The organism is Streptomyces sp. NPDC023723 (assembly GCF_040639815.1).
Lineage (GTDB): Bacteria > Actinomycetota > Actinomycetes > Streptomycetales > Streptomycetaceae > Streptomyces.
The window spans coordinates 70,021-96,047 of the sequence record NZ_JBFAAP010000002.1; the positions used below are offsets into that span (position 1 = coordinate 70,021).

The 26,027-nt window shown below is 72.5% G+C and carries 16 protein-coding genes; 7 read left to right on the forward strand and 9 right to left on the reverse strand.

Features of this window, described 5'->3' with window-relative positions:
* Positions 1-2: 2 nt before the first annotated feature.
* Positions 3-653, reverse strand: a complete 651-nt coding sequence (gene purN / locus AB0G32_RS03095; RefSeq protein WP_361158212.1) for a phosphoribosylglycinamide formyltransferase — start codon at positions 651-653, stop codon at positions 3-5.
* A 340-nt stretch (positions 654-993) separates the two neighbouring features.
* Here purN and AB0G32_RS03100 point away from each other — a divergent pair, with 340 nt between their 5' ends.
* The gene (locus tag AB0G32_RS03100) at positions 994-1,806 is read left to right on the forward strand and encodes a hypothetical protein (protein ID WP_361157330.1); all 813 of its coding nucleotides are present in this window, start codon (positions 994-996) and stop codon (positions 1,804-1,806) included.
* Between the two features lie 111 nt (positions 1,807-1,917).
* On the opposite strand, the gene AB0G32_RS03105 is transcribed toward AB0G32_RS03100, so the two are convergent.
* Positions 1,918-3,693, reverse strand: a complete 1,776-nt coding sequence (locus AB0G32_RS03105) for a DUF6350 family protein (protein WP_361157333.1) — start codon at positions 3,691-3,693, stop codon at positions 1,918-1,920.
* A gap of 96 nt (positions 3,694-3,789) precedes the next feature.
* Here AB0G32_RS03105 and AB0G32_RS03110 point away from each other — a divergent pair, with 96 nt between their 5' ends.
* Complete coding sequence (locus tag AB0G32_RS03110; protein WP_361157336.1) at positions 3,790-5,073, forward strand: helix-turn-helix domain-containing protein; 1,284 nt, start codon at positions 3,790-3,792, stop codon at positions 5,071-5,073.
* Positions 5,074-5,142: 69 nt separating this feature from the next.
* Here the strand turns inward: AB0G32_RS03110 and sucD are convergent, their stop codons facing one another.
* The 5 genes from sucD to AB0G32_RS03135 form a co-directional block, all read right to left on the reverse strand.
* Positions 5,143-6,027, reverse strand: coding sequence for a succinate--CoA ligase subunit alpha (gene sucD, locus AB0G32_RS03115; RefSeq protein ID WP_361157339.1), 885 nt, complete (start codon positions 6,025-6,027; stop codon positions 5,143-5,145).
* Between the two features lie 28 nt (positions 6,028-6,055).
* The gene (sucC, locus tag AB0G32_RS03120) at positions 6,056-7,237 is read right to left on the reverse strand and encodes an ADP-forming succinate--CoA ligase subunit beta (RefSeq protein ID WP_361157341.1); all 1,182 of its coding nucleotides are present in this window, start codon (positions 7,235-7,237) and stop codon (positions 6,056-6,058) included.
* Positions 7,238-9,685: 2,448 nt separating this feature from the next.
* Positions 9,686-10,867 (reverse strand): VWA domain-containing protein, encoded by a 1,182-nt coding sequence (locus tag AB0G32_RS03125; RefSeq protein WP_361157344.1) that lies wholly within the window; start codon positions 10,865-10,867, stop codon positions 9,686-9,688.
* On the reverse strand, positions 10,864-13,302 hold the full coding sequence (locus AB0G32_RS03130) for a DUF5682 family protein (RefSeq protein ID WP_361157346.1): 2,439 nt from the start codon (positions 13,300-13,302) through the stop codon (positions 10,864-10,866). The genes AB0G32_RS03125 and AB0G32_RS03130 overlap by 4 nt, the downstream gene beginning before the upstream one ends.
* Before the next feature lie 165 nt (positions 13,303-13,467).
* Positions 13,468-14,661, reverse strand: a complete 1,194-nt coding sequence (locus tag AB0G32_RS03135) for an AAA family ATPase (RefSeq protein WP_361157349.1) — start codon at positions 14,659-14,661, stop codon at positions 13,468-13,470.
* Positions 14,662-14,794: 133 nt separating this feature from the next.
* On the opposite strand from AB0G32_RS03135, the gene AB0G32_RS03140 reads away from it, so the two are divergent.
* Together AB0G32_RS03140 and AB0G32_RS03145 are read left to right on the forward strand one after the other, a co-directional pair.
* The gene (locus tag AB0G32_RS03140; protein WP_361157352.1) at positions 14,795-16,144 is read left to right on the forward strand and encodes an SWIM zinc finger family protein; all 1,350 of its coding nucleotides are present in this window, start codon (positions 14,795-14,797) and stop codon (positions 16,142-16,144) included.
* A gap of 103 nt (positions 16,145-16,247) precedes the next feature.
* Positions 16,248-17,897 carry a DUF5691 domain-containing protein gene (locus AB0G32_RS03145; RefSeq protein WP_361157354.1) on the forward strand — a complete coding sequence of 550 codons (1,650 nt, stop codon included), beginning with the start codon at positions 16,248-16,250 and terminating at the stop codon, positions 17,895-17,897.
* A gap of 68 nt (positions 17,898-17,965) precedes the next feature.
* On the opposite strand, the gene AB0G32_RS03150 is transcribed toward AB0G32_RS03145, so the two are convergent.
* Positions 17,966-18,382: a cobalamin B12-binding domain-containing protein gene (locus AB0G32_RS03150; RefSeq protein WP_361157357.1), complete on the reverse strand. Its 417-nt coding sequence runs from the start codon at positions 18,380-18,382 to the stop codon at positions 17,966-17,968.
* Between the two features lie 463 nt (positions 18,383-18,845).
* Here AB0G32_RS03150 and AB0G32_RS03155 point away from each other — a divergent pair, with 463 nt between their 5' ends.
* Together AB0G32_RS03155 and AB0G32_RS03160 are read left to right on the forward strand one after the other, a co-directional pair.
* Complete coding sequence (locus tag AB0G32_RS03155; protein WP_361157360.1) at positions 18,846-19,865, forward strand: alpha/beta fold hydrolase; 1,020 nt, start codon at positions 18,846-18,848, stop codon at positions 19,863-19,865.
* Positions 19,866-20,129: 264 nt separating this feature from the next.
* Positions 20,130-21,800 carry a M23 family metallopeptidase gene (locus AB0G32_RS03160; protein WP_361157362.1) on the forward strand — a complete coding sequence of 557 codons (1,671 nt, stop codon included), beginning with the start codon at positions 20,130-20,132 and terminating at the stop codon, positions 21,798-21,800.
* A gap of 39 nt (positions 21,801-21,839) precedes the next feature.
* On the opposite strand, the gene pcrA is transcribed toward AB0G32_RS03160, so the two are convergent.
* Positions 21,840-24,329, reverse strand: coding sequence for a DNA helicase PcrA (gene pcrA / locus AB0G32_RS03165; RefSeq protein ID WP_361157364.1), 2,490 nt, complete (start codon positions 24,327-24,329; stop codon positions 21,840-21,842).
* A 515-nt stretch (positions 24,330-24,844) separates the two neighbouring features.
* Here pcrA and AB0G32_RS03170 point away from each other — a divergent pair.
* A complete protein-coding gene (locus AB0G32_RS03170) occupies positions 24,845-26,011 on the forward strand; it encodes an NlpC/P60 family protein (RefSeq protein ID WP_361157367.1) in 1,167 nt (388 codons plus the stop codon).
* The last annotated feature ends 16 nt before the right edge of the window (positions 26,012-26,027 follow it).

The window sequence follows — 26,027 nt, forward strand, 5'->3', positions numbered from 1 at the left end:
GGTCACTGGATAACTACCTTTCGTCCCTCGATGCGATAGCCGTGGCGGGCGAGCCGGCCCACGACATCGACGAGCAGCCTTCGCTCGACTTCCTTGATGCGCTCGTGCAGCGCGCTCTCGTCGTCCTCGTCCCGGATCTCCACCACGCCCTGCGCGATGATCGGCCCGGTGTCGACGCCGTCGTCGACGAAGTGGACGGTGCAGCCGGTGACCCTGGCGCCGTACGCGAGCGCGTCCCGCACGCCGTGCGCCCCCGGGAAACTGGGCAGGAGGGCCGGGTGCGTGTTGACGAACCGCCCTCCGAAGCGGGCCAGGAACTCCTTGCCCACGATCTTCATGAACCCGGCCGAGACCACCAGGTCCGGCTCGTACCCGGCGACCGCCGCCGCCAGCGCCGCGTCCCACTCCTCGCGGGTGGCGAAGTCCCTGACCTTCGTGACGAAGGTGGGCAGCCCCGCGCGCTCGGCCCGGGCGAGCCCTTCGATGTTCTCCCGGTCGGCACCCACGGCCACGATCTCGGCGCCGTAGGCCGCGCTGCCGGTGGCGGCGATCTCGTCGAGGAGCGCCTGGAGATTGGTGCCGGATCCGGAGACCAGCACGACGAGGCGCGCGACGCGTCCGGCAACGGGCTCGGCCACGGTCTCGGCGGCCACGTTGGGGGCCACATTGGGGGCCACGGTGGGGGCCTTTCTCGTGGTTGGTGCGTGGTGGTGCGTGGGGGGTGGTACAGGGGTGGTGCGGGTGGCTGCGGACGGCTCGTACCACCGCGTTTGTGCGGTCGTACGAATGCTTCACGGCCCCCGGATACGGGGAAGCCTACGAAGCAGCCGACCGGCAGCAACGATACCGGCACTCCGGGCGGCCCCCACGGGACGGGGGCGTGGCCGGAAGGTAGCGTCTGGATGGGGGCGCGCCGGGAACGCTGTCCGCGCACCGCGCGTTCACCACTCGTAACCGCCCGATCGCCACAGCCAAGGGGAAGACGCTCACTTGATGCCGGACCGCAGCCCGCGACTGCTCACGCTCCCCCAGCAGTCGGCGCAGGGAAGGGAGCACAGCGGCGCCGTGCTGCTGCGAGAGCGCCCGTCCTCGCCGCCCGACGCCCCGGGCGGCCGCGGCCACGGCGACTCTCCGAAGTCCTCGAAGCCCTCAACGCCCTCGACGGACGACAACCCCTTCGCCCCGCCGCCCGAGGGCTCCCCGGACCAGCCCTGGCAGCCGCGCCGCCCGTCCGGTGACAGCGGCGGCGGGGAGGGTTCCTCCGACGGCGGCCACCGGCCGTGGGGCCAGTGGAGCGACCGGCAGCCCGGCCGTTCCCCCGGCGGCTTCGGCGAGCGTCCCGGCCCCGGCGGTCCGGGCAACGGCCCGCAGCAGCCGTCCGGCGCCCCCGGCCCGCGCTGGGACCCCACCGACCCCGCCCAGCGCCGCGCCCGGTACGCGCTGCTGAGTGGCATGTGGGCGCTGTTCTTCGCCCTGTTCAGCTGGGGGTACGTGGCGCTGCTGCTCGGTGCCCTCGCGCTGTACTGGGGCATCAGCGCCCTGCGCGCCAAGCCCCGCGCCGCCGCCGACCCGGACACCCCGGCTCCCCCGCCCGAGCAGACCGGCCGGCCGCAGACCACGGCGGCGGTCAGCGGCCTGGTCACGGCGTCGCTGGGCATCCTGCTGGTCGCCGCGTCCTTCGCCGCGCAACTGGTCTACAGCGACTACTACACGTGCCAGAGCGACGCCCTCACCAACGAGGCCAAGCAGTCGTGCAGCCGGCATCTGCCGGAGGAGCTGCGGGGGGTGCTGGGGACGGAGAGCTGAATCGACCTGGACTGGACTGATCCCGCCTGATCTGGACTGAGCTGGACTGGACTGAGCTGGACTGAGCTGGACTGAGCTGGACTGGACTGGGCCGCCTGGCCTGGCCTGGCCTCAGGGGATCGGGCGGGGCGGGTCGGTCGGCAGGAGGTCGTAGGGCGCGTTGTCCGGGTGACCGCCGTCGCCATCACCGTTACCGCCACCGCCGCCGCCGTCCTCGTCGTCGTACAGCCCGAACGGCACCGCGGCCTCGTCCGCCTCTCGTGCGGTCTTCGCGCGCCGCGTCCAGGGCACCCGGGGCGGCGCCGGGAGTGACGGGAGTGACGGGAGCCACCCCGACCCCCACCGACGCCGGCCGGCCGGGCCGCGCGTCGCGGCCCGGCGGCACCGCCAGGCCCGGCCGAGCACCGCCGTCGGCACGGCCACCGTCCAGACCCATCCCAGCGTGGCCGCCCCGGCCTGCCACCACACCGGTCCGAACCGGGCCAGGGCGGCGTTGCCGAGCGGCCCGCCGGCCAGTGCGGCGAGCAGGGCGACCAGGACCGCGCACAGCAGCGCCGCGAGGGACGCGGCGGCGGCCGTCCGGCCGGTCGACCAGGGGGCGGCGGCGGTCCCACCCCTCGGCCAAGGACCGGTACGGCCCGCCCCGCCCGCCGTCCCGGCGCCACCGCGCCCGATGCCGGTCGGTGGACCCCCCGGAACCGCCGAGGTCATCGTCGGGACCGGCGCCCGGGCGGGCGCGGTGGCCGAGCGGGCGGTGAACCACCCCACCGTCGCCCCGGCCGCCAGCGGCACCGCGCCGACCGCCCAGTGCCACGGCGTGCCCGGACCCGGGTCCGGTACCGCCGCCAGCAGCGGCAACGGCGGCAGCAGCGGAGCGGGGGCGGAGGCCAGCGGGCCGACCAGATGCCCGGTGCCGAGCACGAACCCCGGACCGAGGGAGTACGCCGCCGCCCAGACGGCCGCGTTCGGCACCAGCGCGAGACACAGCAGCAGGACGGAGAGCTGCCCCACCCAGCCGTCCGCCAGCCGGAGGAACGACCCCCGGGCCGCCCCGCCGTGCCCCACCAGCGACACCAGGAGCAGCAGGGCCCCGCCGCCGCCGAGCACCGCCGTCCCGGCACCCGCCGCCCGGGCCGAGGCGCCCATCCGCGCGTCCGGTTCCACCATCAGCTCGCGCAGCGCCCGGGGCAGTACCCGCAGCGCCCGGCCCACCGGACCGCCCGGGCGGCCGAACGCCGTCCACACCCCCGCGCCGGCCGCCGCCATGACAACCAGCGGCAGGCACCCCAGTGCCCCCGCCCAGGCGGGCCGCAGCGCCCCGCCCCGCGCGTACAGCGTCACCGGCAGGGCGACGGCGAGGTAGCCGAGGACCACGCCCGCCCAGGCGTTGCGCGCGGAGACCGGTGGCGGGCCGTCCGGCAGGTCCCGGACCCGGACACCCGCGCCCGGCCCCACGGTCACGCCCGTGCCGTCGCCGGGGTCGGTGGCGTCCCGGGCGGCCCGGTGCAGCAGCCAGACGGGCACCAGGGTGAGGAGCAGCGGAGTGATCCCGACCGGCGCGGGGGTGCCGGAGAGGGTGCCGGTGCGGACCAGTTCGACGCCGTGCGCCAGCACCCACAGGGCCGTCGCGGCGTGCAGGGCGCCGCCGGGCCCGCTGTCGGGGTACGGCGAGCTGATCCACAGCAGTGTCACCAGGACGGCGAGCGCGGCGAGTCCGAGCCCGGCGGCGACCGCGCCGCCGAGCAGCCCGGCGGCGAGCCCCGGCGAACGGTCCCGCCAGCGCACGTGCCAGCGGGCGAACAGGGTGGCGAGCAGAGTGGTGAGGAGGGTGGCGGGTGAAGGGGGCGGCGACGGTCGGCGAGCGGTCGTGGGGATCACGCCGGTCATGCTCCCAACGACACGCGCTTTCCCGTCGTAACAGGCGAAGCCCCGCTGTGTCGCTCAATATATGTTTATGTACTTTTTCGCACGGAGGGGCGCCCGGTGACGGAGAGTCCTGCCATTCCGCTTCCGCCTCCCAAGGCCTGCCGACGCCTGCGGGAGGCCGCCTCGCTGACCCAGGCTCAGCTCGCGGCACAGGTGGGCGTCTCCCGCGAGACGGTGCGTGCGTGGGAGACGGGCCGCACGACTCCGCGCGGCCGGAAACGGGAGGCGTACGCGAAGCTGCTGGCCGCGCTGGCCCGGGAGACGGGCGAGGGAAGGGCGACGGCCAGGTCCGAGCCACTCACGGAAACTGACACCCCGGCAGAATCTCTCTCGTCTCTCTCATCCCTCTCGCCTCTCTCATCACCCTCAGCGCCGCCGGGGCCGGTTCCGGGGCCGGGGACGACTCCGGACCCGGGGACGACTCCGGACCCGGGGCGGGACCCCGCGTCGGGCCCGGAAGCTGCGCCGGAGTCGGCCCCGCAGTCGGGGTCGGACCCGCAGTCGGAGTCGGAAACGGAAACGGAAACGGAGTCGGGTCCCGCGGCCCTGACGCCCGCTCAGGCGTTCGACACGTTGTACGCGTTCTGCGCCCCCGCTCTCGTCCGGCAGACCTACCTGCTCACCGGCCGGCGGGAACTGGCGCGCGAGTCGGTCGAGCGGGCCTTCCAGCTCGCCTGGGACCGTTGGCCCGAGGTGGCCCGCGACCGGGACCCGGCGGGCTGGGTGCGGGCGGCGGCGTACGAGTACGCCCTCTCCCCCTGGCACCGCTTCCGGCTGCGCCACCGGCACCCCGAACCGCCCGCCGCCGGCGCCGACGACCGGGTCCTGCTGGACGCCCTGCTGAAACTCCCGCCCGCCCACCGCCGCACCCTCGTGCTCTACGACGGGGTCGGCCTCAATCTGCCGGAGACGGCGGCGGAGACGGAGGCGACCACCCCGGCGGCGGCGAACCGTCTGCTGAGCGCCCGCGAGGCCGTCGCCGCCCGGCTGCCGGCCCTGGCCGACCCCGGCGAACTGCACCGGCGGCTCGCCGAGCTGGCGTCCACCGCGCGGCTGCGGGCGGCCGAGTCGCCGACGGTGCGGACCGGCAGCGAACGCCGGGCCCGGTTGCTGACCCGGGCCGCCATCGCGTTCACCGCCGCCCTGATCGGGACCACGGCGCTGACCCTGCGGACGGCTCCGACGAAGTACGAACCTCCGGTGCCCGCCGGGCAGGCGGTGCGCGGCGTGCCCGCCCGGGTGGCGCCGGGGGCGCTGTCGGACGAGGAACTGTCACTGCGGAGCAAGCTGCGCGAAGAGCTCCAGGATGGTCCGGAGCGGCTGGTTCCGCTGGGGCGCTGAGGCCCGGCCGGACGCGCGAGGGCCCGCCGTCCCCGGAGGGAGGCGGGCCCTTGTGGCACGTGCCGCGACTCAGCCGCCCAGAACCTCGCGGGCGAGCTTGGCCGTCTCGGTCGGGGTCTTGCCGACCTTGACGCCCGCGGCCTCCAGGGCCTCCTTCTTCGCCTGGGCGGTGCCGGACGAACCGGAGACGATGGCGCCGGCGTGGCCCATGGTCTTGCCCTCGGGCGCGGTGAAGCCCGCGACGTAGCCGACGACCGGCTTGGTCACGTTCTTCGAGATGTACTCGGCCGCGCGCTCCTCGGCGTCGCCGCCGATCTCGCCGATCATGACGATCAGGTCGGTCTCGGGGTCGGCCTCGAACGCGGCGAGCGCGTCGATGTGCGTGGTGCCGATGATCGGGTCGCCACCGATGCCGACGGCGGTCGAGAAGCCGATGTCGCGCAGCTCGTACATCATCTGGTACGTCAGCGTGCCGGACTTCGAGACCAGGCCGATGCGGCCCGGCTTGGTGATGTCGCCCGGGATGATGCCGACGTTGGACTGGCCCGGGGTGATGATGCCGGGGCAGTTCGGACCGATGATCCGGGTCTTGTTGCCCTTCTTGCCGGCGTACGCCCAGAAGTTCGCCGAGTCGTGCACCGCGATGCCCTCGGTGATGACGACGGCGAGCGGGATCTCGGCGTCGATGGCCTCGACGACGGCGTCCTTGGTGAACTTCTCCGGCACGAAGATGACCGATACGTTCGCGCCGGTCTTCTCGATGGCCTCCTTGACGGTGCCGAAGACCGGTACCTCGGTGCCGTCGAAGTCCACGGACTGACCCGCCTTGCGCGGGTTGACGCCGCCCACGACCTCGGTGCCGTCACCCAGCATGAGCTTGGTGTGCTTCATGCCGGTGGCGCCGGTCATGCCCTGGACGATGACCTTGCTGTCCTTGTTGAGCCAGATAGCCATGGTGTGTTGGTGTCCTCGTCCTGAGTGCTTACTTGGCGGCGGCGTGAGCCAGCTCGGCGGCCTTGTCGGCGGCGCCGTCCATGGTGTCGACGCGCTGCACCAGCGGGTGGTTGGCGTCGGTGAGGATCTTGCGGCCCAGCTCGGCGTTGTTGCCGTCGAGACGGACGACCAGCGGCTTCTCGACCTTCTCGCCGCGGTCCTCGAGGAGCTTCAGCGCCTGGACGATGCCGTTGGCGACCTCGTCGCAGGCGGTGATGCCGCCGAAGACGTTGACGAAGACGGAACGGACGTCCGGGTCGCCGAGGATGATCTCCAGGCCGTTCGCCATGACCTGGGCGGAGGCGCCGCCACCGATGTCCAGGAAGTTGGCGGGCTTCACGTTGCCGTGCTTCTCACCGGCGTACGCCACGACGTCCAGGGTGCTCATCACGAGACCCGCGCCGTTGCCGATGATGCCGACCTCGCCGTCGAGCTTGACGTAGTTGAGGTTCTTCTCCTTGGCGGCGGCCTCGAGCGGGTTGGCCGCGGCCTTGTCGTGCAGCTCGGCCCAGTCGTGCCGGAACTCGGCGTTGTCGTCGAGCGACACCTTGCCGTCCAGCGCGATGACGTCACCGGAGGCGACCTTCGCGAGCGGGTTGACCTCGACCAGGAGGGCGTCCGACTTGATGAAGGTGTCCCAGAGGGTGACGAGGACGTTGGCGACCTTGTCGGCGACCTCGGCCGGGAACTTCGCGGCCTCGACGATCTCGCGCGCCTTCTCCGGCGTCACACCGTCGATCGCGTCGATCGGCGTCTTGGCGACGGCCTCGGGGCGGGTCTCGGCGACCTCCTCGATCTCCATGCCGCCCTCGACGGACGCGATGGAGAGGAAGGTGCGGTTGGCACGGTCGAGGAGGAAGGAGACGTAGTACTCCTCCAGGATCTCCGGGGCCGTCTCGGCGATCATCACCTTGTGGACCGTGTGGCCCTTGATGTCCATGCCGAGGATGTCCGTCGCGCGGGCGACGGCCTCGTCCGGGGTCGCGGCGAGCTTGACGCCGCCGGCCTTGCCACGGCCGCCAACCTTCACCTGGGCCTTGACGACGGACTTGCCACCGAGGCGCTCAGTGGCTGCGCGGGCCGCCTCAGGCGTGTCGATGACTTCACCGGCCAGCACCGGTACATCGTGCTTGGCGAAGAGGTCCCTCGCCTGGTACTCGAACAGGTCCACGCGCTTCCGTCCCTATCAGTGATCTCGCGGTTCGTTGTCTGCGTGGGCGTGCCGCGAGGGCAACGTGACGACCGCCGTGTCAGTCACAAGGGAGGCGCACACGGTGTCCGAGCGCGCGGCATGTCCGTCTCGCAGGTTATCGCCGCATGCGGGAGGTCTCTAAATCACATCTCACACCTGAGCGGTGATACCTGTCACATGATGCCGCCCTCTCTGGCACCGGGTGCCGCAGGTGAGGCGGGGTGAGGCGGGTGGGCGGTGGGGCCTCACCGGGCTGGGGTCGGCCCGGTGAGGCCGGTGCACACCCCTGGGTTCCGGCGATGCCGGTTCTCCTGGGGCGTGGGGTGTCCGGTCCCCACCCCTGGGGACCGGACACCCTGTCCGCGGACTTCCGTACCGGACGGAACCGACGGATTTCGGCCGTCCGGTACGGGGGGCTCCGCGGCGTCGATACCCGTCTGCGGACGTCGGCGCGATGCGTGGACACGGTGCGTGCACGCGGTGCGTGGACACGGTGCGTGCACGCGGTGCGGGACGTGCGTGGACGCGTGGGTCTGAACGCGTACGCATCGCGCGGAACGCAGAACGGGACGCTGAGCGGCAGCGGCGCGGGAGCGGTGCGGCCATGCGGGCGTGGCGGTAGTCCGGGGGCTGTCGTGCGTGGCACGCCGCCAGGACCGGCGGGACCGCCAGGACCGAGTCGGGACCAGGGCACCACCTGCGGGCACGACATGGGCCGACGGGCGACGGGACCCGGATGCCGGGCCGGTCGCGTCACAGACCCCGGGCTATCGAGCCACTGGGGCACTTGATCGAGCCCCTGGGCACCGGCTACCGGCTACCGGCTACTGGGCTAGGCAGGAGAAACGGGAATGTCCCGGTACCGGTCGCGGGCATCACCCGCGTCGGCGTACGCGACGGCGCCGGGCGCGAGTCGCAGGGGGATACGGGTACTCAGAGCGACGGCCGACGCGTCACCGTGCCGCGGCGTCCCGTGATCGGCCGCGGACGCGTTCCCCAACGTCCCGTCCGGATCACCGGCGGGCGCCTGATGGACGGGACCGGGCACGTACCCCGCACCAGGGGCCGGACCACTCCCGCCGAGGTCCGTCACCGACCCACCGGACGGCAACGGTCCGTACAGGCCGACCACCTTGGCCTCAGCCAGGCCCTGGTCCCGGCCCCTTGGACCGCCGGCACCCTGGCCGCCGGCCGTGGACGGGGTCACGGGCCCCGGCGGCACGAGGGCTTGCGCCGGGACGGGCTCGGCCCCCACCGATCCGACCGGGCCGGACCCGGCCGGGGCAGGCAGCAACTGCGCCGGCAGCACGGGGAACGCCGGAAGCACGGGCTCGGCCGGAACCACCGGGTCCGCGGGAAGCGCGGGCCACGCGGGCAACACCGCCCCGCCGATCAGATCGGACAGAGCGGGGAGGAGGTCGGAAAGAACCGGCAAGAGGTCCGACAGGACCGGGAGGTCGGAGAGGACCGGGAGGTCGGAGAGGACCGGGAGGTCGGAGAGGACCGGGAGATCAGAGAGGACCGGGAGATCAGAGAGGACCGGGAGATCAGAGAGAGCCGGCAAGCCAGACAGGCTGGGTGGGCTGGACGGACTGGACGGACTGGACGGATCGACCAACCCCGGCCGGGTGCCCAGGACCGGCAACTCGGCCACGGTCGACGGAACCGGCTGGGGCGACGGAACCGGCTGACTGGGCGAGTTGGGCTGACTGGGCGAGCCAGACCCGCTCGGCGGGCCGGAAACGCTCGACGGATCGGGCACGCCCGGCACCTCAGCCAAGTCCGGCAGTCCCGAGACGCCCGGCAGATCGGCCAAGTCCGCCAGGTCCGAGACGCCCGGCACCTCAGGCACGCCCTGCGGGTCCGAGTCGCCCGGCGCGTCAGGCGTGCTCGGTACGGCTGACGGAGTTTCAGGCCGCGCCGCCGACGGAGAGACCGGCGTCGACGACGACGCTTCCGCCGGTACCGACCCGAGCCCCTCCCCCACCGCCTCCACCAGGTCACCGGCGGAACGCCCCGTCCTGCCGGAACCAGCATCCGCAGCGGCTCCCCCGTCACCGGACCGGTGTCCGGAACCACCGACCACCCGGCCGGCCAGCGAGGGCACGTCGCCGGCCCTGTCTGCCGCCTCCGCGGGCTGCCCGAGGAGCAACCCGAGAAGGAACGCCCCGCCGACCAGCAGCGCCCCGAGGAGCGCACGCCGAGCGGCGGCGGGCAGAACGGCCGGCCAGGACAAGGAGATGCCTCCCGTGCGACGGAACGAGGTCGGCGTCACGGGCACTGCCGGCGCGACGCGGTACAGCGGCAAGGACGAGCGGAGCGCGAGTCACCGCTGACAGACGCCGATACTCAGACGCCGATACTCGCACGAATACACGGAGTTCGCGCAAGTCCTCCGTTACCGACAGGTAGTCCCGCCCCCGGCCATCACACCGTCTCCGGTATCGGCAGCGGTCGCTTCTCGATCGCCGCCGCCATCACGTCCGGGAACAGATCCGGCGTACAGGCGAAGGCCGGTGCGCCCAGCGCGGCGAGCGCCGCCGCGTGCTCCCGGTCATAGGCGGGCGCCCCCTCGTCGGACAGCGCCAGCAGCGTCACGAACTGCACCCCCGACGCCTTCATCGCCGCCACCCGCTTGAGCATCTCGTCGCGTATGCCCCCTTCGTAGAGGTCGCTGATCAGCACGACCACCGTCTCGCTGGGCCGGGTGATCTGCGACTGGCAGTACGCCAGCGCCCGGTTGATGTCCGTCCCGCCGCCGAGCTGGGTGCCGAAGAGCACGTCGACCGGGTCGTCGAGCTGGTCGGTGAGATCCACGACCGCCGTGTCGAAGACGACGAGCCGCGTGCTGATCGACCGCATGGACGCCAGCACCGCCCCGAACACCGACGCGTACACCACTGATGCCGCCATCGACCCCGACTGGTCGATGCAGAGGACGACCTCCTTCTTCACCGACTGGGAGGCCCGCCCGTAACCGATCAGCCGTTCCGGCACGATCGTCCGGTACTGCGGCAGATAGTGCTTGAGGTTGGCCGCGATCGTGCGGTTCCAGTCGATGTCGTGGTGGCGCGGCCGGTTGACGCGGGCGCTGCGGTCGAGGGCACCGGTGAGAGTGGCCCGGGTCCGGGTCGCGAGCCGCTTCTCGAGGTCCTCGACGACCTTGCGCACCACGGCCCGTGCCGTCTCCTTCGTCGTCTCCGGCATCGCCTTGTTGAGGGACAGCAGCGTGCCGACGAGGTGCACGTCGGCCTCCACCGCTTCGAGCATCTCCGGCTCCAGCAGCAGCGTGGAGAGCCCGAGCCGGTCGATGGCGTCCCGTTGCATCACCTGGACGACGGAGGAGGGGAAGTACGTCCGGATGTCCCCGAGCCAGCGCGCCACGGACGGCGCCGACGCCCCGAGCCCGGCCGAACGCTCCCGTCCCGCCCGTCCCGTCTGCGGGTTGTCCCCCTTCCCGTAGAGGGAGGTGAGCGCCGCGTCCATGCCGGCGTCCCGCCCGGAGAGTGCGCACCCGGTGCCGTCGGCCGCGTCACCGCCGAGCACCAGCCGCCACCGCCGCAGCCGCTCCGCCCCCGGATCTCCCGGGTCAGCCGATCCGGTCGTCATGCCTCCACCCCCACAAGGTCACTGTTCGTACTGCCCGTGCTGTCCGCGCTGCCCTCGTTGTCCAGGCCCAGCAGCAGCCGCACCACCGGCTCCACCGCGTCGGCACGCGCGCCGTCCGGCTCGGGAGCGAACCCGGGTATGCCAATACCGCCGGTGGCCGCGCTCCCCCGCGCCCCGGGCCCGCGCCGGACCAGTTCGCCCAGCGTCCGCCGCACTCCCGGCTCGTACACCGAGAACGTGCGCCGCAGCAACGGCAGGACGTCCGTGAACGCCTCCGCCGGTACGCCGGTCAGCCACGCGTCGACCAGGCCCAGCAGCCGCTCGTCGTGGACGAGGAGCATGCCGCCCCCGGAGCCGCCGCCGACGAAGCCCTCGATCCAGGCGGCGGCGTCCGCCGGCGGCGTCCCCGGCGACAGGGCCAGACCCATGAGGCGGGCGGCCTCCTCCGCCGGCAGCTCTCCGTCGTCCAGCAGGAGCCGCACGGCGCGGCCGCGGATGACGCCGGGCACGGTGTCCCGCCCGGACAGCACCCGCAGCACCTTGCGCCAGCGGGCCCGCAGGTCGCCGTGGCCGGGCGCGGGGTCGTCGCCGAGCAGGCCCACCGCCTCGTGCACCGCGTCCACATGACGCCGCATCTGTTCGGCTCCGTCCGCGTCCAGCGCGGCGCAGGCCGGCGGCAGACCGACGAACACCCGCTCGGCGAGACCCGCGGCCACCCCGGCCAGCGCACCGGTGTCGGTGCCGCGCACATCGCCGTAGCGCAGGGAGCGGACCAGGGCCGGCAGCGCCTGGGCGAGCTGGCCGACATCCGTGTCCAGCGCCGCCCGGTCGGCCAGGATCCGCATCACCGCCGGCAGCGCGTCCGGCAGTTCGGCCAGCAGGCAGCGCTCGGCGAGGACGGTGACCTCGGCGAGGTGCTGGGCGCCGACGGCGTCTGCCTCGGCCTTGGCGGTCGCGGCCGAGAGCACCGTGGTGCCCCACACCCCGGCCTCGGCCACCCGCACCGACAGCTCGGGCTCCCAGCGCAGCCGCCAGGTCTCCCGGAACGTCCCCGTACCGACTCGCGACGCCGCCGGTTCGCCCCACCCGACGCCGAGCAGAAGCAGCCGGTGCAGGAGTCTGCTGCGCTCGGTGTCGTTCTCCTTGCGCAGATCGAGTTCCAGGTCCCGCTCCAGTGCCTCCGGCTTGAGCCGCAGCCGGCGCTGCGTCCGGGCCAGATCGCGTTGCAGCGGTACCGCCGGCGCCGCCTCGGGCACCTCGCCCAGCGCGTCCCCGACGATCAGCCGGTCGCGCACCAGGCCCAGTGGCACGTCCGAGCCCTCGCACAGCACCGCGCGCACGGCGTCCGTCGTCTCGGTCAGACCGGGCAGCGGGCGTCCCCGCATCACGGCCAGCGTCTCGGCCAGCCGCACCGCCTCGATCACATGGGCCGAGGAGACGATCCGGTCCTCCTCCCGCAGCAGCCCCGCGACCTTCGTCAGCCACCGCTCGACGGGCCGGTCCGGCGCGTCGAACAGATGCCCGTACCAGCCCGGCGAGTCGATACCCGCGCCGTAGCCACTGCTCCGGGACAGCCTGCGGTGCGTCCACGGCACCCAGGTCATGTCCACCTTGGCCTTGGGCAGGCCCTTGAGCAGCGCCCGGTCGGCGGCGACGGTGGTCTTCCGGCGCAGCGCGGGCACGTGCCACGCCCCGCACACCACGGCCACTCCGCCCGGGAACTCGCGCTGCGCGGCCCGGACCTGGAGCCGCATGTACGCCTCGCGCACGAGGTCCCGGTCGTGCTCGGTGTCCCCCTCCGTCTCCCGCAGCGCCCCCATCGCCTCCTCCAGCGCCGCGAACGGTGCGAGCGGGTCTCCCTCCCCCGCCCCCCGATGCTCGACGACGTCCTCCCACCAACGCTCGGGATCGTCGTACCCGGCGGCCTCGGCAAGCGCGGCAAGCGGATCGGACCGCACCTCCGAGTCCGCCTGCTCAAGCCCCTCAGACCCTTCAGACCCTTCAGATCCCTCGGATCCCTCAGACCCCTCGCTCTCCCCTGTCTCTTCCGTCTCCTCCGTCCGTGCTCGCAGGGCCAGCGTGTGGGTGGCCGGCAGGTCGAAGAAGCGGACCGGCACGTCGTGGTCCAGGGCCCAGCGCAGGGCGACCCACTCCGGGGAGAACTCGGCGAGCGGCCAGAACGCCGAGCGGCCGGGCTCGTCCACGGCATGGGCCAGCAGGGCGACCGGCGGCCGCATCCCCTCGTCGGCGGCCAGCGGGACCAGGGCGTCCGCCTCGGGCGGTCCCTCGATCAGGACGACCCGGGGCCGGGCGGCCACCAGCGCAGCCCGCACCGCTCGGGCCGACCCCGGCCCGTGATGCCGTACGCCCAGCAGCAGCGGCCCGCGCCCCTGGACGCCGGCGTTGGCCCGGGATTGGACCTCAGTGCTCGTCACACCGCCCCCCTCCCACGAACGGCCGAACTTCCATCAACAGGGGTACACCCATGAACGGCTGGACCCCCATGACCAGCCGGTCCCCCGCGAACGGCCGGACGCCCCCGACCATCCGTCCCCCCGCGACAGACCACGTCGTGTCGTCCTCTCCGTCTCCGATGGCGGTCATGCGCTCACCTCCCGGCAGGCCCGGTAGAAGTCCTTCCAGCCGTCCCGCTCCCGGACGACCGTCTCCAGGTACTCCTGCCAGATGACCCGGTCGGCCGCCGGATCGCGGACGACGGCGCCGAGGATGCCGGCCGCCACGTCGCTGGAGCGCAGCACTCCGTCGCCGAAGTGGGCGGCCAGCGCGAGGCCCCCGGTGACGACGGAGATCGCCTCGGCCGTCGACAGCGTGCCGCTGGGCGACTTCAGCTTCGTCCGTCCGTCGGTCGTCACCCCGTCGCGCAGTTCACGGAAGACGGTGACGACGCGGCGGATCTCGTCGATGCCGTCGGGCGTGGCCGGCAGGTCGAGGGAGCGGCCGAGTTGGTCGACGCGGCGCGAGACGATGTCCACCTCGGCCTCGGGGCTTTCCGGCAGCGGCAGTACGACGGTGTTGAAGCGGCGGCGCAGGGCGCTGGACAGGTCGTTGACCCCGCGGTCGCGGTCGTTGGCCGTGGCGATCAGGTTGAAGCCGCGGACCGCCTGCACCTCCGCGCCCAGCTCGGGTATCGGCAGTGTCTTCTCCGACAGGATCGTGATCAGCGTGTCCTGCACGTCGGCCGGGATACGGGTCAGTTCCTCGACCCGGGCGGTCATCCCCTCGGCCATCGCCCGCATCACCGGGCTCGGCACCAGGGCGTCCCGGCTGGGGCCGTGGGCGAGCAGCTGCGCGTAGTTCCAGCCGTACCGGATCGCCTCCTCGGGCGTGCCGGCCGTGCCCTGCACCAGCAGGGTCGAGTCGCCGCTGACGGCGGCGGCCAGGTGCTCGGACACCCAGGTCTTGGCGGTACCGGGCACGCCCAGCAGGAGCAGGGCGCGGTCGGTGGCCAGCGTGGTGACGGCCACCTCGACGATGCGGCGCGGACCCACGTACTTCGGCGTGATCACCGTGCCGTCCGGCAGCGTGCCGCCGAGCAGGTACGTCGCGACGGCCCACGGCGACAGCTTCCAGCGGGCCGGGCGCGGACGGTCGTCCTGTGCGGCGAGCGCGGCCAGTTCGCCGGCGAAGGCGTTCTCGGCGTGCGGACGCAGGGCCTCCGCGCTCTCGTGACTCTCGTGCGTGCCCGTGGATGTCTGGGTGTCCGCGTCCGTGTTCATGGGCGCGGACCCGTTCTGGCTCGGGTCGACGGTCGTCGGTTCTACGGACACAGGCATGGCTGAGTCCCCCTCCAGCTCGGCCGGTTCGGATCTGACATCAACGGTGCACCACACCACTGACAATCGCTCTGACCTGCACAAACACACTCGCGAGGACCGATTGTCAGTGGTAGGACCTAGCTTCGATGGCATGACTCAGCAGGGGGCGCGCTGGACGGCCGACCAGGTGCTGGCACTGGCACCTGACGCCGCATCACGCAAAGCGGGAAGCAAACTCGGTGCGGCCGGGCCGTGGTCCGAGGCGGGATGTACCGACGAGGGGGCGTTGTGGGGACTGTGCAGAGGCAGCGGCAGCAAGCCGTATCAGACGGTCGTCGATCTCGCGGGCGCGACCGGGCCCGCGTACAAGTGCAGTTGTCCGAGCCGCAAGTTCCCGTGCAAGCACGCGCTCGGGCTGCTGCTGCTCTGGACCGGCGGGGACGGTGCGGTGCCGTCGGCCCAGGTGCCGGACTGGGCGGAGCAGTGGCTGGCGACGCGGCGCGGGCGGGAGGAGCGCAAGGGCCGGGCGGACAGCGCCGGTTCCGCGTCCGCCGATCCGGAGGCGGCGCGGCGCCGGGCGGAGCGCCGGGCCGAGCGGATCTCGGCGGGCGCCACGGAGCTGGAACAGCGCCTGGCGGACCTGCTGCGCGGCGGACTGGCCGGCGCGGAGACGGCCGGGTACGAGCTCTGGGAGGAGACGGCGGCCCGCATGGTCGACGCCCAGGCGCCCGGACTGGCGGCGCGAGCCCGCGAGTTGGGCTCGGTCCCGTCGTCCGGTCCTGGCTGGCCGGTCCGGTTGCTGGAGGAGTGCGCCCTGCTCCACCTGCTCGACCGGGGCTGGCTGCGCCGTGACCGTCTGCCGGAGGGGCTGGCGGCGACGGTCCGCTCGCGGGTCGGGCTGCCCGCCTCCCCGCAGGGACCGGCCGTCCGCGACCGGTGGCTGGTCCTCGCCCAGTACGACACGGCGGACGCGCGGCTGACCACCCGCCGGGTCTGGCTCCACGGCACCGCGTCGGGCCGCACCGCCCTGCTCCTCTCCTACGGTGCCGCCGGCCGGGCCCCGGAGCTGGCCCTGCCGGTGGGGCTGGCACTGGATACGGAGGTGTCCGCTTATCCGGGAGCCGGTCAGTACCGGGCGGCCCTGGGCGAGCGGCTCGCCCCGCCCGCCGCGACAGAGATACGCCCCCCGGGCATCAGTACGTCCGGGGCGGCCGCCCGCTACGGCGAGGCTCTCCGTGACGACCCCTGGCTGGATGCCATCCCGGTGACGCTGGACCAGGTCGTACCGGTACCGGACGGTGACGGCTGGCAACTGGCGGACGCCGACGGCGACACGGCGCTGCCGCTCGCCTCCGCGGCGAGCAACCGACCGGGCCTGTGGCGGCTGGTCGCGCTGTCGGGCGGCGCACCCGTCAAGGTCTTCGGCGAGTGCGGCCACCGGGGCTTCACCCCGCTGACGGCCTGGCCGTCAGGTCCGGGCCCAGCGGTCCCACTGCACTGACCCGCCCGTCCCTCTCAACTCCCCTCCTCCCGACACTCCCCCCTCAACTCCCCGTCCCTTAACTCCTTCCCTTCTTTCCGCCCTCTCCAGGAAGAGGAACCGCATGTCCAGGACACCCGCGCCCGCGCCGCCCGTCTGGGAGGAACTGGTCACCGCGGCTCTGCTCGGCACGGAACGGCGTACTCCGCCGGGGTGCGCGCCCGGCCCGCACGCTCCGACGGACCTGTTGGACGCGGCGGCCGTGGAGACCGTGCGCAGAAGGGCCGCCCTGCGTCCCGCCCGGTCGGCGGAGCACCCGGCCCCGGCCCCCGCCGATCACCGGCCGCCCCTGCCGGAGGCCGCCGCCCGCCGACTCGCCCTGCTGCTCACGGACCGTGCCGGCACGGGCGGCGGAGGCCGGCGCGGGTCGGCCCCCGACCTTATGGAATTGCTGCCCCAGTGGCTGGCGGCGGCCAACGACCACGGTTACGCGGCGCCGCCGGAGTCGCTGCCCGCCCTGCTGGACGCGGCGCGCGGCCGGACCGACCTGCGCCCGGCGGCCCTGGAGTTCGCCGGACCGCGCGCCCTGTGGCTGGCCCGGCTGAATCCGGACTGGCGGTTCGCCCTGCGCGCCGCGCCGGGCGGCGACACCACGCTGCCGCGCTCCGAGGACACGGACCGGGTCCGCCGGCTGTGGGAGGAGGGCCTGTTCGCCGAGCGGGTCGCGCTCCTGTCCTCCCTGCGCGCCCGGCACCCCGCCGACGCCCGCGAACTGCTCACCACCACCTGGTCGACGGAACGGGCCGAGGACCGCCTGATGTTCCTCGACTCGCTCCGCACGGGCCTCGGTCCGGACGACGAGCCCTTCCTGGAACAGGCGCTCGCCGACCGCAGCCGCAACGTACGGGCGACGGCGGCGGAGCTGCTGTCGGCGCTGCCCTCATCGGCGCTCGCGCAGCGCATGGCGGCGAGGGCGGTGTCCTGCGTGTCCGTCGACCGCACGCGGACCGCCCCGGCGATCGTCGTGGAGGCACCGCACGAGTGCGACGCGGGCATGGAGCGCGACGGCGTCGTCGCCAAGCCACCCGGCGGTCGGGGTGAACGGTCCTGGTGGCTCGGCCAGTTGCTGGAAGCGGCGCCCCTCACGACGTGGACCGGACGACTGGGCGGACGGACGCCCCGGGAGATCGTCGCGCTCCCGGTGGCGGACGACTGGCAGGGCGAGGTGCACGCCGCGTGGTGCCGGGCTGCCGTACGCCAGCGGGACACCGCGTGGGCACGGGCGCTGCTCGGGTCACCCACGGCGCCCGAGGCCGGCGGGCCGGGCGCGGTGTCCCTGGCCGAGCGGGCCAAGCTGCTCGGCGTCCTGGCCGCCGGTGAACGGGCCGACTGGGTCGCCGGGTTCATCGCGACGCACGGGCTGTCCGAGGCGTTCCAGCTCCTCGGGGTGTGCGCGGTGCCGTGGGCCGCGCCGCTGGGACGGGCGGTGGTCGACGCGCTCAACATCGCGCGGGACGCCGGGAACTACCCCTGGAGCTTCAGCGGGGTGATGGGCCTCGCGGAACGGTGCCTGGACCCCGCCGAGGCGGGCCGCTTCGACGGACTGTCGGCGATACCCGACGAGCCGGAGGACGCGTCGCCGGGGGCCGGCGGGTACTGGGCGGAGGCGTTCCAGCGCCTGGTCACCACGTTGCGGCTGCGCGCGGCGATGACGGAGGAACTGGAACCGGGCCCGGCCCCCGAGGACGTTCCCGACGCCCCGGGACCAGGATGACGTGTCCGCCCTCGCTCACACCCCGTGGGCTCGTGCCCCCGCGGGCCCACGCCCCCGGACCCCCGGACTCACGCCCCCGCAGGCTGCCTCACGTTCTCCCGCACCCAGTCCACGATCGATGTCGTGGTCGCACCGGGCGTGAAGACCTCCGCGACGCCCTTCTCCTTCAACGGCGGGATGTCGGCCTCCGGGATGATCCCGCCCCCGAAGACCAGGATGTCCGCCGCGTCCCGCTCCTTGAGGAGGTCGATCACCGCGGCGAAGAGCGTGTTGTGCGCGCCCGACAGGATGGAGAGCCCGATCGCGTCGGCGTCCTCCTGGATCGCGGTGTCGACGATCTGCTCGGGGGTCTGGTGGAGGCCGGTGTAGATGACCTCCATACCGGCGTCGCGCAACGCCCGCGCGATCACCTTGGCCCCTCGGTCATGGCCGTCGAGCCCCGGTTTGGCCACCACCACGCGGATCGGACCGGCTGCCACACCCATCACTGCCTCCATGCCATGAAGCGACCTCTGATGAAGTGAACGAACGTTATCTCCAGCATCCCGCAACCGGCAGTTTCGCGGTGGACACCGAGGGGGAAATCACACAGAAGGACATATTGATCGCGCGGCGTTTCGATCACCAGCGGGAGACGCGCGCACGGAGAGCCGCGCCCGACACGGACGCACCGGGCAAGCACAGCACACGGGGCAGTGAACACACAGGCACGCACAGCAAGCGGGCCGCTCGGCACCCATCTCCCGGGCAACCGCCATCCACACAACCGCCAGCCCTACACCCCGGCGATCCCTGGGTACCCACAGTCGCCACATCCGCACACAACGCCATCAAGCGCACGAACTCCCGCACTACCCCATTTACACCACCCGGCACCTGTGTCACGACTCTCCATGAGGGCACACGGGGGACAGAGGCGTTCTTCCGCGTGCCGACGGGAGGTCGGCCATGAAGGTCAGCTGGGCAGTGCAGCCCTTTCGTCCGCTCTGTCAGCGGCTCGCACCGGTTCTGCCGGTGAAGGTCGCCGGCGTTTCCGTGGGCCTGCTGAAGGCGACGGCCCTGGAGCTCGCGATCCTGGCAGGGCATGTCCTTCTCTATCCATCCGGCATCATCCAGGAACGCCGGGCGACCCCGCCCCTCCCGGGCGCAACCCCACTCCCGTCCACCCTGGACGACGACACCCAAACCGAAAGCAACACCAACACGGACACCAACCCGCACACGGACACGGACACCACCGCCTCCGCCTCCGCCTCGGGCACTACCGCCACCCCCCGCCTGCCGACCCAGGCCGAGAACCGCCCGCCGGTCGTCCTGCTGCACGGCTTCATCGACAACCGGTCGGTCTTCGTCCTGCTCCGCCGCAGCCTGGCGCAGCACGGCAGGCAGCAAGTCGAGTCGCTCAACTACTCGCCGCTGACCTGCGACATACGCACCGCGGCAGAGCTGCTGGGCCGGCACCTGGAGGAGATCTGCGAGCGCACGGGCAAGGACCAGGTGGACATCGTCGGGCACAGCCTGGGCGGGCTGATCGCGCGGTACTACGTCCAGCGCCTCGGCGGTGACCGGCGCGTGCGGATGCTGGTGACGCTCGGCACCCCGCACACCGGCACCCGCGTGGCCCCACTGGCCAACGCGCACCCGATCGTGCGCCAGATGCGCCCCGGTTCACCGGTGATCGAGGAACTGGCCCGCCCCGCGCCGGGCTGCCGCACCCGCTTCGTCAGTTTCTGGAGCGATCTCGACCCGCTGATGGTCCCGCTGGAGGCGGCCCGTCTGGAGCACCCGGATCTGCTGACGCAGAACGTGCGGGTCAGCGGTATCGGCCATCTGGCCCTGCCGGTTCACCCTGCGGTGGCTACCGGAATCCGGCAGGCTCTTGACGCGAGTCATATCAGCGCACTGTCCGAGGCCGACCCCGACGACCCGACCGGTTCCACCGGCCCCAACGGGCTCACCGTCGCCTGATGACGTTTGACGATCGCTGACTGACCGCCGACTGACCGCTGACTGACCACCCGCCGATCGCCCGCCGATCGCTTGGCGACCACTACCACCTCGAACAACGCTCGAACGCCAGGCCAAACCCGTGCCCGCAGTCCGCCGAATCACGGCCGATTGCCCGTTTCCTGCGCGAGCGAAACCTGCGGAAGATTGTCGTGCCCGCATACCGCCGGGTACAGTCGCCGCACTGCTCTGGCAGCCCCTGTTGTCGAGGCGAAAGAGAAGTTGGTGAACGACCGTCACCCGTCGGGGACCCCCACCGCCCCGGCCGCGGCTTCCGAAGCCGCCTCGGCGCACTACGCGTCGTACGGCATCCAGGAAGCCCAGTACGGCGACCTCACCACACACAACGGCTACGAGACCACCGGTATTGCCGCCGACCCGCTCTTCGGCAGCCTCCCCGGCCAGCACACCGGCCCGTACGACACCACCGGGTACGACACCGCCACCGCCTACGCCCCCCACACCGCGTACGGCACACCAGGCACGTACGACGACACCGCTCAGTGGACCGGCGGGCACCAGACACTGGACACCGGCAGTCACGAAATCCTGGACACCGGCGGGCATCAAACCCTGAACTACGACGCGTACGCCGCTCAGCATCACGCCGCGTACGACACCGGGTCCTACGACACCACCACCTGGGCGGACGGCTGTCAGCCGCTGTCCGCCGTGCCGCCGCAGGCGGGCGCCCCCGGGACGAGCGGCCAGTGGGACAGCACCGCCTGGCTCCAGCCCGACCAGACCCAGCAGTGGGACTGGAACACGCAAACCCCGGACACCGGCGCACTCGACACCAGCGCACTGGACACCGGCGCACTCGACACCGGCGCCTTCGACGCCACCCAGTGGAACTCCGACGGCACACCGACGAGCAACGGCCCCCAGCAAGACACCCCCGACAATCACCCTGGCCGCCCTGACTACCCGGGCCACCCGGACTACCTGGATCACTCCGCCCACCCGGACCACGCGGACCACCCGGGCCACGCGGACCACCTTGGAACCCGCCAGGAAGCCCCGCACACCGACGGTCTCACCGCCACCGGCGAACTCCCGGCCATGACGCCGCTGCTGGAGGGCCAGGAGGAGACCACACCGGCTGCGGACACCGCGCCGGCCGCCTCCGCCGGCCCCACCTCACCCCGCACCGGCTCCCGTTCGCGCCGTCGGCAGCCCGCCAAGCGTTCCGCGCTGCTGACCATCGCCGTGCCCTCGGCCTGTGTGATGGGCGTGGCCGGCATCGCCGCCGCCTCCGTCGACGGACTGAGCAGCGAGGACGGCAAGGAGAGCACAGCGTCGGCGGCGGACACCCAGGTGGTGAAACCATCCGCAGCCAACAACAAGCTCGACACCCAGCTCGCCAGTCTGACCGCCGGCGCCGACGACTTCGCCGACCGGGCCAGCCGCACCCAGGAGCGCATCGACCTCAAGGCCGAGCAGGCGGCGGAGAAGAAGCGCGCGGCGGAAGAGGCGGCGCGCAAGGAACGGCTGCGCCCCAAGTTCGCGCTCCCCGTCGAACAGCACGGCCTCAGCGCCTACTACGGCCAGGCGGGCATCAACTGGATGTCCGTCCACTCCGGCATCGACTTCCCCGTCTCGTACGGCACCACGGTCATGGCGGCGACCGACGGCACGGTCCGCACGCAGTACAACAGCGCGTACGGGAACATGATGATCGTGACGGCGAAGGACGGCACGGAGACGTGGTACTGCCACCTCTCCAGTTACCAGGTCTCCTCCGGTGCGACCGTCAAGGCCGGGGACGCGATCGCGTACTCCGGCAACTCGGGCAACTCGACCGGCCCGCACCTGCACTTCGAGGTGCGCCCCTCCGGCGGCTCGGCGATCGACCCGCTGGCGTGGCTGCGCAGCCACGACCTCGACCCGACGTAACGCACCGAGCCCCCGCGGGGGCGGCCGTCACAAGTGCCGTCAGAGTTTCTCCACCGGCGCGTACCGCAGCAGCAGCCGCTTCGGCTTGGTGTCGCCGAAGTCGATCGTCGCCTCGGCGTTGCCACCGGTGCCCTTCACCGCGACCACGGTGCCGAGCCCGAACTGGTCGTGCGTGACCCGGTCCCCGACCGCCAGCGAGACCGCCGGCTGCTCACCGGTGCGGCGCGTGGCGAACCCGGACCCGCCCTGCGCCGACGACCGCGACCGAGACGAGGACAGCGACGCCGCCACCCCGGAGACCGGCCCGGCGGACGAGGCGGAGGCACTCGCTCCGGTCCGCTTCCAGGCCAGGTGGGCCGCCGGGATCTCCTCCAGGAACCGGGAGGGCGGGTTGTACGAGGGCTGTCCCCAGGCGCTGCGCAGCGTGGACCGGGTCAGATACAGCCGCTCGCGCGCCCGCGTGATGCCGACGTAGGCCAGCCGCCGTTCCTCCTCCAGTTCCTTGGCCTGGCCGAGGGCGCGCATGTGCGGGAAGACGCCGTCCTCCATGCCGGTCAGGAAGACCACCGGGAACTCCAGGCCCTTGGCGGTGTGCAGCGTCATCAGGGTGACGACGCCGTCGCCGTCCTCCTCGTCGGGGATCTGGTCGGAGTCGGCGACCAGCGCGACCCGTTCCAGGAAGTCGGCGAGCCCGCCCGCGGACTCCCCCTCGGCCCGCTCCTGCTCGAACTCCAGAGCGACGGCGGCGAGTTCCTGAAGGTTCTCGATCCGGGTCTCGTCCTGCGGGTCGGTGGACGCCTGCAACTCGGCGAGGTAGCCGGTGCGTTCCAGTATGGCCTCCAGCACGGTGGCCGGTCCGGCACCGGACTCGACGATCGTACGGAGGTCTTCCATCAGCGTGTTGAAGCGCTTGACGGCGTTCGTGGAGCGCGCGGCCATGCCGTACGCCTCGTCGACGCGCCGCAGCGCCTGCGGGAAGCTGATCTTCTCGCGCTGGGCGAGGGCGTCGATCATGGCCTCGGCGCGGTCCCCGATCCCGCGCTTGGGCACGTTCAGGATGCGCCGCAGCGGTACCGAGTCCTCCGGATTGGCCAGTACCCGCAGGTAGGCCAGGACGTCCCGGACCTCCTTGCGCTCGTAGAAGCGGACGCCGCCGACGACCTTGTAGGGCAGGCCGGTGCGGATGAAGATCTCTTCGAAGACGCGGGACTGGGCGTTGGTGCGGTAGAAGACGGCGACGTCGCCGGCCTTGGCCTCACCCGCGTCCGTGAGCCGGTCGATCTCGTCGGCGACGAACTGCGCCTCGTCGTGCTCGGTGTCGGCGACGTACCCGGTGATCTGCGCGCCCGCGCCCGCGTTGGTCCACAGGTTCTTGGGGCGGCGCGACTCGTTGCGCTCGATGACCGCGTTGGCGGCGCTCAGGATGGTCTGGGTGGAGCGGTAGTTCTGCTCCAGCAGGATCGTGGTCGCGTCCGGGTAATCCTCCTCGAACTGGAGGATGTTGCGGATGGTCGCGCCGCGGAAGGCGTAGATCGACTGGTCGGCGTCGCCCACGACGCACAGCTCGGCGGGCGGCAGCTCGCCCTCGCTCGGCGGGACGTCCTCGTCGTGGACACCGGTGCCGACCAGCTCGCGCACCAGGGCGTACTGCGCGTGGTTGGTGTCCTGGTACTCGTCGACCAGGACGTGCCGGAAGCGGCGCCGGTAGTGCTCGGCGACGTCCGGGAACGCGCGCAGCAGGTTGACCGTCGTCATGATCAGGTCGTCGAAGTCGAGCGCGTTGGCCTCGCGCAGCCGCGCCTGGTACATCGCGTACGCCTGGGCGAGGGTCTTCTCGAAGCCGTCGCCTGCCTGGGCGGCGAAGTCCTCCTCGTCGATCAGCTCGTTCTTCAGGTTCGAGATCTTGGCGCTGAAGGACTTCGGCGGGAACCGCTTCGGGTCGAGGTCCAGGTCCCGGCAGACCAGCGCCATCAGCCGCTTGGAGTCGGCGGCGTCGTAGATCGAGAACGACGACGTGAAGCCGAGCTGCTTGGACTCCCTGCGCAGGATGCGGACGCAGGCGCTGTGGAAGGTCATCACCCACATCGCGTTCGCGCGCGGTCCGACGAGCTGCTCGACGCGCTCCTTCATCTCGCCCGCGGCCTTGTTGGTGAAGGTGATCGCGAGGATCTGGCCGGGGTGGACACCGCGCTCGCCGAGCAGGTGGGCGATGCGGTGGGTGAGTACCCGGGTCTTGCCGGAGCCGGCGCCGGCCACGATGAGCAGCGGGGAACCGGCGTGCGTGACCGCGGCGCGCTGGTTCTCGTTCAGCCCCTCCAGGAGCGCGGCGGAGTCCAGTACCGGCCGTGGGGCGCCGTCCCGGTAGTACTGGTCCCGGTCCGGGGGCACGTCGAACTTCCCGGCGAACAGATCGTCCGGGATCGGCTCCGGTCCGTGCTGCTCGTCCTCGGGCGGCGGCGGAGGTTCCTCCTCGTGGCCGCGGGGGGCCTGGAGGTTCGCCAGGAAGCTGTCGTCAAAGAGGCTGCTCATCGCTCTACGAGTCTAGGGCGCCCCACTGACAACCGGACGCCGCCTCGAAAACCCGCCCGACGGACGGGCCGCCGGGCACCGCCGCACGCTCCCGAGCAGCCCCCGGAAACGACAGGCCGCACGCTCCCGAACACGCTCCCGTCACCATTTATCACACAGCGTGAACACTAACAGCCCCCAGCGGCGAGGTCACGAAAATGTATCGGGCATATCACCCTTCAACCTTCACAGCTGCCACACGAGTTGGCTACGGTGCGGGGCAGGCCGCACGACCCCCACCGGCGAACGTCGCCGGGCCGCGCGGCCTCCGCCGAATCCGGCGTGCCCGCACGGCACCCGGAACCGGGGCCCCACCGTGACATGGGGTGAGTCGGTTCACAGCCCTCCCCGGGGCCACGAATCGTAGGGCGGCCTTCCGCACGTTCCACCACGCCCGAGCCCTCCCCCAGGCCCGACGGCCCGGGGCGCCCCCATCGCTAACCCTGGTAAGCGGAGCACGGAAGGAGTCGCCTCCCTTGGCGTCGCACCGCAAGTCGCGTCCCGCCGGCACGCGCGTGGCAGGCATCCGGACCCCCGTCCTGGCCACGGCCGCGCTCACCTCCGTGGCCCTGCTCTCCCAGACGGCCACCGCCGCCCCCGCCGACGACCGGCCCAGTCTCGAAGAGGTCCAGAAGAAGGTCGACGACCTCTACCGGCAGGCCGGATCGGCCACCGAGCAGTACAACGCGGCCAAGGAGAAGGCCGCGAAACAGCGCGAGCAGGTCGACACCCTCCTGGACAATGTGGCCAAGCGCACCCAGGTGCTCAACGACGCGCGCGAGGAGCTGGGTTCCTTCGCCGCCGCCCAGTACCGCACCGGCGCGGCCGTCTCCGACACCGCGACCCTCCTGCTCGCGGACTCCCCGCAGGACTACTTCGACCAGAACCAGCTGATGGACCGGCTCACCGGCCGCCAGAAGCAGATGGTCGACGACTACGCCACCCAGCAGGCCGAAACGATGGAGAAGCGCCAGGAGGCCACCGAGAGCCTCCAGACGCTCACCGCCTCGCAGCAGGACCTGAAGTCGGCCAAGGCCACCGTCCAGACGAAACTCTCCTCCGCGCGGGAGCTGCTGGCCGACCTGACCGCCGAGGAGAAGGCCCGCCTGGCGGCAATCGAGAAGAAGGAGCAGCAGGAGGCCGCCCGCGAGGCCGAGGAACTGGCCCGGCAGCAGGCCGCGGAGCAGCAGCGCCAGGAGAAGGCCGCAGCAGCGGCGGCCGAGGAGGAGAGCGGCTCTTCGGCGACCGGGACCGGATCGTCCTCCGCCACCGACTCCTCGTACGCCACCAAGGCCGAAAAGGCCCTGGCCTTCGCCCGCGCCCAGATCGGCAAACCGTACGTCTGGGGCGCCACCGGCCCCGACTCCTACGACTGCTCCGGCCTCACCCAGGCCGCCTGGAAGGACGCCGGCGTCGATCTGCCGCGCACCACCTACGACCAGGTCAACGCCGGCACGACGGTGTCGATATCCGCCGCTCAACCCGGTGACCTGGTCTTCTTCTACGACGACATCTCGCACGTCGGCCTGTACATCGGCAACGGCATGATGATCCACGCGCCGAAGCCGGGCGCGTACGTCCGTGAGGAGTCCGTCTACTACGACGGCGAGTCGTCGATCTACAGCGTGGTGCGCCCGGCCTGAGGGGTTCCGCTCTCTA